Source organism: Allomuricauda sp. R78024 (assembly GCF_044596045.1).
Lineage (GTDB): Bacteria > Bacteroidota > Bacteroidia > Flavobacteriales > Flavobacteriaceae > Flagellimonas.
Genome location: NZ_CP138995.1, coordinates 2,451,385 through 2,464,492 on the forward strand (window position 1 = coordinate 2,451,385; position 13,108 = coordinate 2,464,492).

Annotated in this window: 11 protein-coding genes; 7 read left to right on the forward strand and 4 right to left on the reverse strand. The window is 37.5% G+C overall.

Annotation, left to right across the window (positions count from 1 at the left end; genetic code table 11):
• Positions 1 to 3: 3 nt before the first annotated feature.
• Positions 4 to 732 carry a nitroreductase family protein gene (locus SJY44_RS10995; protein WP_396589748.1) on the reverse strand — a complete coding sequence of 243 codons (729 nt, stop codon included), beginning with the start codon at positions 730 to 732 and terminating at the stop codon, positions 4 to 6.
• A gap of 364 nt (positions 733 to 1,096) precedes the next feature.
• Here SJY44_RS10995 and ilvD point away from each other — a divergent pair, with 364 nt between their 5' ends.
• The 7 genes from ilvD (at position 1,097) to SJY44_RS11030 (ending at position 10,224) form a co-directional block, all read left to right on the forward strand.
• Complete coding sequence (gene ilvD, locus SJY44_RS11000) at positions 1,097 to 2,773, forward strand: dihydroxy-acid dehydratase (RefSeq protein WP_396589749.1); 1,677 nt, start codon at positions 1,097 to 1,099, stop codon at positions 2,771 to 2,773.
• Positions 2,774 to 2,822: 49 nt separating this feature from the next.
• The gene (ilvB, locus tag SJY44_RS11005; protein ID WP_396589750.1) at positions 2,823 to 4,556 is read left to right on the forward strand and encodes a biosynthetic-type acetolactate synthase large subunit; all 1,734 of its coding nucleotides are present in this window, start codon (positions 2,823 to 2,825) and stop codon (positions 4,554 to 4,556) included.
• A gap of 2 nt (positions 4,557 to 4,558) precedes the next feature.
• The gene (locus tag SJY44_RS11010) at positions 4,559 to 5,140 is read left to right on the forward strand and encodes an O-methyltransferase (protein WP_396589751.1); all 582 of its coding nucleotides are present in this window, start codon (positions 4,559 to 4,561) and stop codon (positions 5,138 to 5,140) included.
• Positions 5,141 to 5,142: 2 nt separating this feature from the next.
• Positions 5,143 to 5,670, forward strand: a complete 528-nt coding sequence (gene ilvN / locus SJY44_RS11015) for an acetolactate synthase small subunit (RefSeq protein ID WP_298925993.1) — start codon at positions 5,143 to 5,145, stop codon at positions 5,668 to 5,670.
• A gap of 24 nt (positions 5,671 to 5,694) precedes the next feature.
• Complete coding sequence (gene ilvC, locus SJY44_RS11020) at positions 5,695 to 7,170, forward strand: ketol-acid reductoisomerase (protein ID WP_298925996.1); 1,476 nt, start codon at positions 5,695 to 5,697, stop codon at positions 7,168 to 7,170.
• Between the two features lie 36 nt (positions 7,171 to 7,206).
• Complete coding sequence (gene ilvA, locus SJY44_RS11025) at positions 7,207 to 8,472, forward strand: threonine ammonia-lyase IlvA (protein WP_396589752.1); 1,266 nt, start codon at positions 7,207 to 7,209, stop codon at positions 8,470 to 8,472.
• 162 nt (positions 8,473 to 8,634) lie between these two features.
• The gene (locus SJY44_RS11030) at positions 8,635 to 10,224 is read left to right on the forward strand and encodes an NADP-dependent glyceraldehyde-3-phosphate dehydrogenase (protein ID WP_298926004.1); all 1,590 of its coding nucleotides are present in this window, start codon (positions 8,635 to 8,637) and stop codon (positions 10,222 to 10,224) included.
• An 18-nt stretch (positions 10,225 to 10,242) separates the two neighbouring features.
• On the opposite strand, the gene SJY44_RS11035 is transcribed toward SJY44_RS11030, so the two are convergent.
• From SJY44_RS11035 to SJY44_RS11045, 3 genes are read right to left on the reverse strand one after another with little or no spacing between them, the layout of a single operon-like run.
• Positions 10,243 to 10,716, reverse strand: coding sequence for a hypothetical protein (locus tag SJY44_RS11035; RefSeq protein WP_396589753.1), 474 nt, complete (start codon positions 10,714 to 10,716; stop codon positions 10,243 to 10,245).
• A gap of 40 nt (positions 10,717 to 10,756) precedes the next feature.
• Positions 10,757 to 11,236, reverse strand: a complete 480-nt coding sequence (locus SJY44_RS11040; protein WP_396589754.1) for a hypothetical protein — start codon at positions 11,234 to 11,236, stop codon at positions 10,757 to 10,759.
• A gap of 12 nt (positions 11,237 to 11,248) precedes the next feature.
• A complete protein-coding gene (locus SJY44_RS11045; protein WP_396589755.1) occupies positions 11,249 to 12,931 on the reverse strand; it encodes a hypothetical protein in 1,683 nt (560 codons plus the stop codon).
• Positions 12,932 to 13,108 lie beyond the last annotated feature (177 nt).

Sequence of the window (13,108 nt, forward strand, 5' to 3'; positions counted from 1 at the left end):
CAGTTAGACCAGTTTGTAAACCTCTTCAAACGGGATTCTAAAACGAGGCCCGTATACTCCTTTGTCATCTCGCACTCCACAACCAATAACCATATTTATTTCAGAACTCCGTGGCAAACCCAAAGCACGTTTTACCAATAAGGTGTCACTGCCTTCCATAGGACAAGTATCATAACCTTTGGATGCCATACTTATCATAAAATTTTGAGCGGCCAATCCTGCGCTTTTATGCGCCACTATGCGCATGTCGGACGCTCGAACTTGACGATAGGTGGGCTTGAAAAAACCAACTATTTGAAAAATTAGATACTTCAACCATCCAAAAATCCCCATAAAATCAAAATAGACAGAAGGAATAAGTTTTCTATAGTACGCAAGAGCAAACTTTTCTCTAGAGGTATATTCCTTTTGGGGTTTCTTGCCATATGCCGATTCCAGAAAGGTAAGATTAGACCTGACTCTTTTGCGCCATAAATCTTTTCGGGTTACAACTACAACCATTTGTTGAGCTGTTTTAGCTGCATTTTGGCCCAAGCAGGCTTTTACCATGTTATTTAAAACATCTTTATTGGTGATATGATAAAACTCCCAAAGCTGCATATTACTGCTAGTAGGGGCTAAAATGGCATTTTCAATACATTGTCGAACCGTATTGACATCTAATTCAACATCACTTTTAAAAATACGGACGGATCTTCTGTATTGAATAGCTTGGGTAACTGTTTTTTCCATGTCGTTAAAGATACCTAAATGTACTTTCCATTAAATATTTTTTGTATTATTGAATTGTGAAAGCAAAAAATCTAATTAATGGTGTCGTCATTATTATTCCAAATTTGGAATGATACAGCTATACTATTTATTTAAAAAAGCCTGTATCAAAAACGATACAGGCTTTTTTTATACAGTCAATGAAACTAAATGGATATGGGATTTTAAATTGGTATAACTATCTGAAAAACAAATGAATATGTTGATATTTTTTTAAATGAATTTAGAACACATCTAACTGTTAAAATTATTGAGTTTTTGAAACATCTATCTTTGATTATAAGAGTAAATTCAACAAAAAACCGGATTCGAAAGAAATATATTAATGGAATTGAATAAGTATAGTAAAAATGTTACACAAGACCCAACGCAACCTGCAGCACAGGCTATGTTGCACGCCATAGGATTAACGGAAGAAGATTTAAAAAAACCGTTGATCGGCATAGGAAGCACAGGGTATGAGGGAAATCCATGTAACATGCACCTAAATGAGTTAGCTACCTATGTTAAAGAAGGCACACAACAAGGAAATCTTGTGGGCTTAATTTTTAACACCATTGGCGTCAGTGATGGTATTTCAATGGGAACTTATGGCATGCGTTATTCACTTCCATCAAGAGATATTATTGCCGATTCTATGGAGACCGTAGTTCAGGCAATGAATTATGACGGTTTGGCAACTGTTGTTGGATGTGACAAGAATATGCCTGGCGCACTTATGGCAATGATTCGTTTAGATAGACCTTCTATTTTAGTCTATGGGGGGACAATTGCATCTGGATGTCTAAAAGACAGAAAACTGGATGTAGTATCTGCATTTGAAGCTTGGGGAGAGAAAGTCGCGGGGACCATTAATGAAGAAGAATACAAAAGTGTAATTCAAAACGCTTGCCCAGGTGCAGGAGCATGTGGCGGAATGTATACTGCAAACACTATGGCTTCTGCCATTGAGGCTTTGGGAATGGCGTTGCCTTACAATTCATCAAACCCTGCTGTTGGTGATAAAAAGAAGCAAGACTGTATTGATTCAGGAAAAGCGCTAAGACACTTATTGGAAAACGATATCAAACCAAGTGATATCATCTCTAAGAAATCATTGGAAAATGCAGTTCGGTTAATAACGATACTTGGCGGTTCTACAAATGCTGTACTTCATTTCTTGGCAATCGCAAGAGCTGCTGAAATAGATTTTGGTTTGGCAGATTTTCAAAGGATTAGTGATACCACACCTTTCTTGGCAGATTTAAAGCCAAGTGGAAAATATTTAATGGAAGACCTACACCATGTAGGAGGAGTTCCTGCTGTTATGAAGTTCATGCTAAAACATAACATGTTGCATGGAGACTGTCTTACCGTTACAGGAAAAACAATAGCCGAAAATCTAGCTGATGTTGCTGATTTAACAGAGGGGCAACAAGTTGTAAAGGATTTAGAGAACCCAATCAAAGAAACAGGGCACCTTAGAATACTTCATGGCAATCTTGCTACGGAAGGAGCGGTTGCAAAGATTACAGGTAAAGAAGGATTGCATTTCTCGGGACCAGCAAAAGTTTTTGAGGGTGAGTTTGATGCGAATGACGGTATTCGTGATGGATTGGTGAAAAAGGGAGATGTTGTAGTCATTAGGTATGAAGGACCAAAAGGAGGTCCAGGAATGCCAGAAATGCTAAAACCTACTGCTGCTATTATGGGAGTAGGATTGGGTAAAGATGTGGCTTTGATTACAGACGGGAGGTTCTCCGGAGGAACCCACGGCTTTGTGGTGGGTCACATTGCACCAGAAGCGCAAGATGGTGGAGCTATAGGATTGGTGATGGATGGAGACATTATTACCATTGATGCAGAGAAAAATAGTATTTCCATGGCTGTTTCAGATGAAGAATTGGCAAGCAGAAAGGAAAAATGGGTACAACCACCTTTAAAGGTTAAAAAAGGAAGTTTATACAAATATGCCAAAACAGTTTCATCTGCCTCGAAAGGCTGCGTAACTGATTTGATTTAATAACAATTTGGGGTTTTAAGGGAGCTTTATTCCCCAAAATATTACGCTTATGGAAACACTAAAAGCACAAAAGAAAGATTCTGAAAAAGACACCGCTATGCGAATAAGTGGTGCTGAAGCTATAATACATTGTTTGTTGGCTGAAGGAGTAGATTTAATCTATGGATATCCAGGTGGAGCAATTATGCCCGTTTATGATGAGCTATACAAATTTCAGGATAAACTAACGCACATTTTAACTAGACATGAGCAGGGCGCTACCCATGCAGCACAGGGCTATGCAAGAGTTAGCGGAAAAGTAGGGGTTGCTATGGCAACTTCAGGCCCCGGTGCTACAAATTTGGTTACTGGATTGGCAGATGCCCAAATAGATTCAACGCCAATGGTGTGCATAACAGGTCAAGTACCTAGACATTTGTTGGGTTCAGACGCCTTTCAAGAGACAGATATTGTTGGGATTTCTACGCCCGTCACTAAATGGAACTATCAAGTTACCAAGGCTAGCGAGATTCCCGAGATTATAGCAAAAGCTTTTTACATCGCAAGATCTGGGAGACCTGGGCCTGTATTGATAGATATTACCAAAAACGCTCAGTTTGATGAGTTGGATTTTACATATGAAAAATGTAAAGGAGTTCGTAGTTACAAACCTGTTCCCGAACCAGACTTAAAAGCAATTGAAGAAGCTGCCGAGCTTATCAACAATGCAAAAAAGCCATTTATAGTTTTTGGACAAGGAGTAATATTAGGAGAAGCAGAGGAAGAACTCAAGGCATTGGTGGAAAAGGCAGGAATTCCAGCTGCTTGGACTATTTTGGGGCTATCGGCAATGGACACCGCCCACCCTTTGAATGTGGGAATGGTAGGTATGCACGGCAATTATGGTCCAAATGTGTTGACCAATGAATGCGATCTACTCATTGCCATAGGAATGCGCTTTGATGATAGAGTAACAGGTAGCTTGGACACCTATGCCAAACAGGCAAAAGTGATTCATTTTGAAATTGACCCAGCAGAAATTAATAAAAATGTAAAAGCAGACGTAGCTGTCTTAGGAAATGCTAGACAGACTTTGGATTTATTATTGCCTTTGATTAATAAAAACGAACATGCAGCATGGAAGGCTGAATTCGACAAAAAATATCAAATAGAATACGATACTGTTATCAAAAATGATATAACACCTACTAAAGAGGGTTTAACTATGGGTGAGGTCATTGAGCAAATCAATATTTCTTCAGATCATAAGGCCGTTATTGTTACAGATGTAGGACAACACCAGATGATTGCCTGCAGATATGCCAAGTTTAAACAATCTAAGAGCAATATAACTTCAGGAGGATTGGGAACTATGGGATTTGCATTGCCCGCAGCCATAGGGGCTAAAATGGGAGCAATGGACCGCGAAGTGGTTGCTGTTATTGGTGATGGGGGCTATCAAATGACAATTCAAGAGCTGGGGGTAATCTTTCAGCATAAAGTTCCGGTTAAAATTGTGGTGCTGAACAATGACCATTTGGGTATGGTTCGTCAATGGCAAGAACTTTTCTTTGAGAGCAGGTATGCTTCAACGGTAATGGTTAACCCAGATTTTGTGAAGATTGCAGAGGGTTATCACATCAAATCAAGAAGAGTTTCGGTTCGTTCAGAATTAAAGGATGCAGTTGCAGAAATGATTGCATCCAAGGATTCATACTTTTTAGAGGTTAAAGTGGAGAAAGAAGATAATGTATTTCCAATGATTCCTTCAGGAGCATCTGTTTCAGATATTAGACTTAAGTAGAGATGGATCAAACTAATATTTTAGATACACCACAAGTGTATCCAGAGTTACTTGCTAAATCTAAGGAGATTGGATTTACTATGCCTTCAGACATGTATATCGGAACATTTCTTAAAACTTTGGTCTCTTCTAAACCAAATGGGAACTTTTTGGAGTTAGGCACCGGTATGAGTCTATCTCTAGCTTGGATGCTGGAAGGAATGGACATGAGTTCAAAACTTATTAGTATTGACAATGATGAAGAACTTATTCAAATAGCGAAGGATTTTTTTGCCGATGACCATAGACTTCAATTGGTTTGCGCTGATGGAGATGTATGGTTGTTTCAATATAATGGAGAAAAGTTTGATTTAATCTTTGCGGATGCATGGCCAGGAAAGTACAGTTGTCTGGATGAAGTTTTGAAACTAATCAAAGTTGGAGGTTTTTATGTGATTGATGATATGAGAAAACAAGCCAATTGGCCGGTAGGTCATGAGCACAATGCATCTTCATTAATTAAGGTATTGGAAACAAAGGAAGATTTTACAATTACAAAAATGGATTGGTCAACAGGAGTTATTGTTGCCGTGAAAACAAAATAAATATGGAAAAACAGTGGTATACCATCTCTGTCTATTCAGAGAACAATGTTGGATTACTAAATAGAATATCTGGAATATTTTTAAAGAGACACATTAATATAGAAAGCTTAAATGTCTCTAAATCAGAGATTGATAATGTTTCAAAATTCACAATAGTTGTTGTGGCTCCGGAAGAATCGGTCAGAAAGATTGTGGGACAGATAGAGAAACAGGTAGAGGTGATAAAAGCTTACTATCATACAGACGATGAGACCATTTATCAAGAATCTGCTTTGTTCAAAATATCATCAGATTTATTGTTTGATGAGAGACAGATTCAAAACATTATCAAAGAAAGTAATTCACAAATTGTAACCGTGGCTAGAGACTTTTTTGTTTTGGCCAAAACAGGACGCAGGCATGAAATAGACGAAATGCACGATGCCTTTGAACCTTATGGTATAATGCAGTTTGTACGTTCAGGAAGAATTGCAGTAAGTAAAGCAGCAATGCCAATAACCAGTATTTTAGCAGAATTTCAAAATCAATAAATAGCACAAAATCAAAAACTAAAAATGACAAATTATTTTAATACGCTATCACTTCGAGATAAATTAGAACAGTTAGGAAAATGCAGATTTATGGATGCCAGTGAATTTGCTGATGGCGTTACTGCGTTAAAAGGAATGAAGATTGTAATTGTAGGCTGTGGTGCCCAAGGATTAAACCAAGGTTTAAATATGAGGGATTCAGGTTTGGATATTTCATATACCTTAAGGGAGGCTGCGATTAAAGAGCAAAGGCAATCCTATAAAAATGCCAAGGAGAACAACTTTAATGTGGGAACCTATGAAGAGTTGATTCCTAGCGCAGATTTGGTTATCAATTTAACTCCTGATAAGCAGCATACCAATGTGGTAAGCACTGTAATGCCTTTAATGAAAAAAGGAGCTACACTTTCCTATTCCCATGGCTTTAATATTGTAGAAGAGGGAATGCAAATCCGAAAGGACCTTACGGTAATTATGGTGGCTCCAAAGAGTCCAGGTTCTGAAGTTCGTGAAGAATATAAGAGAGGTTTTGGAGTACCTACCTTGATTGCTGTACATCCAGAAAACGACCCTGAAGGTAAAGGTTTGGCGCAAGCAAAAGCTTATGCAGCCGGAACTGGCGGGCACAAAGCAGGAGTATTGGAATCTTCTTTTGTAGCTGAAGTAAAATCAGATTTGATGGGAGAGCAAACCATTCTTTGTGGGTTGTTGCAAACAGGTTCCATCTTATCTTTCAATAAGATGTTGGAAAAAGGAATTGATGCTGGGTATGCTTCAAAGTTAATTCAATATGGATGGGAAACCATCACAGAAGGATTAAAGCATGGAGGAATCACCAATATGATGGACAGATTATCTAACCCTGCTAAAATAAAAGCGTTTGACCTAGCTGAAGAATTAAAAGATATTATGCGTCCTCTTTTTCAAAAACATATGGACGATATCATGAGCGGTCATTTCTCTAAAACCATGATGGAAGATTGGGACAATGATGATAAGAATTTATTGGATTGGAGATCAGCGACTGGTGAAACAGCTTTTGAAAAGACCCCAGCCAGTAATGATGCTATTTCAGAGCAGGAGTTCTATGACAATGGAGTTTTAATGGTTGCTTTTGTGAAATCTGGAGTAGAATTGGCATTTGAAACCATGACAGAATCTGGAATCATAGATGAATCGGCATACTACGAATCCTTACACGAAACACCTTTGATTGCTAATACCATTGCAAGAAAAAAGTTGTTTGAGATGAATCGTGTAATATCTGACACGGCAGAATATGGTTGCTATTTATTTGATCATGCCTGTAAGCCTTTATTGACAGATTTTATGAAAACTGTTGAGACTGATATTATTGGCGAAAAGTATGGAGAAGGAAAAGACAATGGTGTTGACAACGTTAAGCTTATCACAGTGAACAAGGCACTGCGCGAACACCCTGTGGAAGTGGTAGGTGCTAGATTGAGAGAATCAATGACCGCTATGAAGCCCATAGCTTAGACTTGAGTTTCTTATAAATTGGAAATTAATAACCTGATGAAAGAAACGGTAGCTACATATTTTCCGCAAATAGCTGATATCTATGAAGCTGCCAATACTATTAAGCTGGTTGCTGGAGAAACACCTTTACAGCAAAGTATTCGTTACTCGAAGAAGTATGATGCCGATATCTTGCTAAAGAGAGAAGATTTACAGCGGGTAAGAAGTTATAAAATTCGTGGTGCTTTCAATAAAATCAGTTCCCTTACCAAAGAAGAACTAAAAAATGGTGTGGTTTGCGCTAGCGCAGGAAACCATGCTCAAGGAGTTGCGTTTGCTTGCAATCACTTAGGGGTTAAAGGAACTATTTACATGCCTGCGGTTACTCCAAAACAAAAGATTGACCAAACCAGAATGTTTGGTGGAGACTGGATAAAAGTGGTGTTGGAAGGGGATACTTTTGATGATTCCCAAAAGGCGGCCAAATTGTTTTGCAGCCAAAAAGATAAAACTTTTGTTCATCCTTTTGATGATGCAAAAACTATTGAAGGCCAAGCCACAATTGGGCTAGAGTTATTAAACCAGTCTAAGGAGCCTATAGATTATATTTTTGTCGCAGTAGGTGGGGGAGGATTGGCGGCCGGATTATGCGGTACATTTCAAGCGTTGTCTCCTAAAACCAAAATCATTGGTATAGAACCAGAAGGTGCTCCCTCTATGAAAATATCCATAGAAAAAGGGGAATTGGTTGAACTGCCCCAAATTGATAAATTTATAGATGGTGCTGCCGTTCAAAAAGTTGGAGAATATACTTTTCCAATTTGTAAGGACTATCTGCACAAAATGGAAACTGTGCCAGAAGGGAAAGTATGTCAGACCATTTTGGATTTATATAATAGAGATGCTATTGTTGTTGAACCCGCTGGAGCTTTAACCATTGCTGCTCTAGATGATTTTAAAAACGAAATAAAAGGCAAAACTGTTGTGTGCATTGTTAGTGGCAGTAACAATGATATTACGCGTACTGCAGAAATAAAAGAAAGAGCTTTATTATATGGTAACTTAAAGCATTATTTTATCGTTCGTTTTCCACAGCGTCCAGGAGCCCTCAAAGAATTTGTGGCTGATATTTTAGGTCCAGATGATGATATCACACATTTTGAATACTCTAAAAAATCGAGTAGGGAAAATGCACCAGCGGTCGTTGGTATTGAACTAAAATCTTCCGAGGATTTAAACCCATTGATTGAACGAATGAAAACCAATAACTTTTTCGGTGATTACCTCAATAACAAGCCTGACCTTTTTCAATATTTGGTGTAATCGGTATAACAATTTTAAAACCTTTTCTGATAAAGGCACTACTAAAACGTTTTCGTAGCTAAACCATTGAAAATAAAGGGTTTTTCAATCTTTTTTATGTTAACTTTATTCAATATTTAAGCTAGTAAATAGAAATTAATTCTAATTAAAAAGCATAGGATTATGCCAATTAAAACAGCAATACCAGAAGAATTCCAAATTACCTCGGAAATACATCAAAAAACCTATTTGGTCAATGGTGAGTTGAAAGAATGGAAAGGGAATAACACAACAGTAATTTCAACAATCTCGTCAACGGAGAAATACGAGCATACCGTTTTAGGAAGTATTCCGGATATGGGAGAAGCTGAAGCGTTAGAAGCGTTGGATGCAGCGGTAGGGGCATATGACCAAGGTCAAGGGGTATGGCCGACCATGAAAGTAAAAGACCGCATTGAATGTATGGAATCCTTTGTAAAAAAAATGGAGGAGAAGCGAGAGGAAGTGGTAAAGCTCTTAATGTGGGAAATTGGCAAATCGCTACCGGACTCACAAAAGGAGTTTGATCGTACCGTTGAATACATTTATGATACCATTGAAGACTATAAAAAATTGGATCGTGATTCTGCGAAGTTCCAAAAACATGATGGGGTATATGCCCATATCCGTAGGGGACCCTTGGGTGTAGTTTTATGTTTAGGGCCTTATAACTACCCCTTAAACGAGACCTTTGCTTTGTTGATTCCAGCGATTATTATGGGGAATACAACGGTATTTAAACCAGCCAAGCATGGGGTTTTGTTAATAACGCCGTTATTGGAGGCCTTCCAGAGTAGTTTTCCAAAAGGCGTTGTCAATATTTTGTTCGGAAGGGGCAGGGCAGTGGCGGCACCTATTATGAAAACTGGCAAGGTAGACGTGTTGGCGTTAATAGGAAACAGTAAATCTGCCAATGCATTACAGGACCAACATCCAAAAAGTAACCGATTAAGGTTGGTGTTGGGGCTTGAAGCTAAAAATCCGGCTATTATTTTACCAGATGCAGATTTGGATTTAACCATAAATGAATGTTTAGCTGGTACACTTTCTTTTAATGGACAGCGATGTACTGCCTTGAAAGTGGTTTATGTGCATGAAGATGTAAAGGATGAGTTTTTAAAACGATTCTCAGAAAAAGTAGACGCCTTAAAATTTGGAAATCCTTGGGATGATGGTGTAAAACTAACACCCTTGCCAGAGCCAGGTAAGCCTGCTTATATTCAAGAATTATTGGATGATGCCAAGGCAAAAGGTGCTAAAATCAAAAACAAAAAAGGAGGAAAACAATCCGATAATTATATCTGGCCAGCAGTTTTGCACCCAGTTTCTAAAGACATGCGAGTGTATGAAGAAGAACAGTTTGGGCCTATAATTCCTGTGGTTTCTTTTAAAGATATAGAAGAACCTTTGGATGATATGGCGGAGTCCAACTACGGGCAGCAAGTAAGTTTGTTTGGTAAGGATGTGTATACCCTATCTCCATTGATTGATTCGCTTGCCAATTTAGTGTGTAGAGTAAATTTAAACAGTTCTTGTCAACGAGGTCCAGATGTTTACCCATTTACAGGAAGAAAAGATTCTGCTCAATCTACTCTAAGCGTTCATGATGCACTACGTTCTTTCTCTATTAGAACCTTTGTTGCTTTTAAGGACAATGATTTGAACAATGAAACCATTGAACAACTGTTAGAAGCTAAAGTGAGCAATTTTTTAAGCACGGATTACATTTTGTAGTAGTCTTTTGGAATGTGATCAGGAATCGGGAATGGTAATTATTTCATATTTCCAATCTTTTTTTGTTTTATGACCTTTTAAGAGGTTTGGTGGTTTTATGCCTCCATAGATAAAAGTAGTGGCAGGTATGGATAATAGAATTGCAGCTGAATTTTGAGTGATAACATAAATAAGAAACCCCACTGTAAGTGCCGTAGCAGCATTATAATAGAAAAATCCACTGATAATAATAGAAGCAAGCAGAGGATTCCGTTTCAGTTTTATAATTTCATCGATTGCTACTTTTCTATGTTTTATTAGAATATAGTTTTTGTCCAAAATTGCAAACCTACCCGATAAGCGTTCTCCATTTTTAGTCTTTAGTCTTATCCGTTTATGTTCTTTTATAATTATTTGTTTTTGTAGGGTAGAATTTGTGATTTTGAGAGCTTTGTTTTGTGAAAAAGTTATAATAGTAAAAAGCAAGCTAAACAATAGAAAATGTATTTTCATTTTTAAAGTTTCTGATAAAAAAACGAACAAATAATATGCCTTAATTACAATCTCCAATACAAGGTTCTGCACCCTCATAATCACTATCCGTTATTTGAAAAAGGAATTTGTCTTTACCGATTGAGACATAGTCCGTGTCTCTTAATAAATTTCTGTTGGCTGGATTGAAAGCAGGAACTCCCATTTGCATGAATTCAATTGTGTACGTTGCTTTTTTTTCATTATTGAAAACTGCAATTATAGAATCTGCTTCAAGAGATGCCACAGGTAATCTTAAGTTATTGCTTTCAGGTAAATTTTCCCACGGCCCCCCGCTCCTAGTAAGCACTGAGCCTTCCAATTGGTTGGATGTATTTAATAAAGTCTCATTATACCTGCTGGGTTCGCCATTTTTATAGAATTGCAGGACAATTTGAAAAGAAGAGCTGTTTTGAATAACATATTGCCTATCAAACATGGGAGCCTCTGGGCCACAGGCCATGGTTAAAAGAAGTAAAATGATTGGAGATGAATATTTCATTGTGTTTATAAATTAATTTTGCCAATTATTGAACAATTCATCTAAATGTATCTCTGTTGGATTGTTAAATCTGGCTTTAATGTTATTTTTCCACCCCCGCCATGTTTTTGCTCCTCTTAACCCCAATTCCAATTGTTTTACAGTATAACCTTTTACCTTGTCTTTTGGAAAACCTGAACCATAAACGGAACTTTGATTAAGGTTGTCAATCATATCATAACCAACAGAAGTATAGTGATTTTCATCTAAAATCGTCTGGTTTTGAAGATTATCAGACTTGTATTCAAAAGATTTGAGTCGATATAAGTTTCTGTACCTATTCAAAACAAAAACAGTTTCTACTGTGGTTGCCCATGTTTCCATTAACCTACGTTTGCCATTTGCAGTCGGACCAAGGTTTTGGCAGCCATTAAAAGAGGTACATGGTCCAGTATACGCACCCCATACTATACTGTTATATGACTTGCGGTCCACCCTCCTGTGTGCAGCATGGGCAAGTTCATGTATAATTGTTCCGTACACTCTATCCGAAGTCCTGCCCCATGCTTGCAAAGAGATGTCTGCTCCTAAATATATTGAACGGGCTTTCACATAGGAAGACTGCCCACTTTTAGGTCTAGCAGCAATCTTAAGTTGTTTTCTTAAAAATTTATTTCGAGGTGGAGAAGTTAATCCGAATCTGCTGCCGTAATAATAGTCCAATGCTCCTTGATGTATTAGGGCATAGTATTGTTGTTTGTCATTTACTATACTGCTTGATGACTTGCCTAAATTTACATTCCAATTGCCTCTACGTTTTGGTCCATTTAATATTGCTTGTCCAAAAGTACCTGAACGGATACTGTATTCATATCGATCCCATTTGATACTATAATTTGCTTTTCTTCTAAATCTCCCTACACATTTAAAATTACCTGAATTGTTTGTAAAACCTCTATGGGTAGTAAACCATCGCCTTGCACGAACCTTAAGACCGGTTACAGGCACATAGGACCTTGTGATATGGTCATAAACTCTTACCCTTCCAGATGGTCGCCACCTTCTTCTTGAAGCTAACGGGTTTTCTTTTTCAAGCTCATCAAGATTATTAGTTAATCGTAGTGACTCATCTACTAATCTATCAATGGTTTCTTTAGATGCAAAACTATTGGCTTTAAATTCATTGGTATCACTATCTTCATCAGGTATGAAAAGTTCTTCTAAAACCTCGAACTCGATGTCAGTGGGGGTCTTTTTATTTTTTGGTATAGAAGCATATTTATAAGTAGGTTGGCTTTGTGGTAATTCAGGATCATGATAAAAATCACCATCACTAATTATTTCATAATCTAGAGGTAAGTCATATAAAACAATTGTAGAGTCATTCTTCAATTCCGCCAACTCTTCCGCTGTTTTCGGTTTAAATCTTATATATAGATGGGTGGTTATGATTTCCGAATTTTTAGTGACTTTGGATTTTTTTGAAAGACTGTCCCAAGCAGTTCTCATGTTTTGTACAGAGTATGGGTTTTCAAGTCTTTCTCCCAGTTGTGTCATACCCTCTATTTCATTTTTTTCCTCTAATAAGTTATCTAAGGCTTTTGTCTTTTCAGAAATATCTGTCTTTTTAGGATAATACTCTTCTTTTTGGCAGGAGAGAATTAAAAATATTGGAAGAACAAAAAATGGCAAACGGATTTTGCAGCCTTGTTTCATATTGTAGCATAGGTTTGGTTAAACAATAGGGGCGCTGCTGTAAATCCAAATTGAACTGTATCCTATGAAACTAGGAAAAGCTTACATTTTTAACTTTAAGAATTGATGAATAGACTATTTGAATTGATGAATCTGTAGGTGTGAGAAAAATATTTTTCTAGAGATCAAATAAAAAAG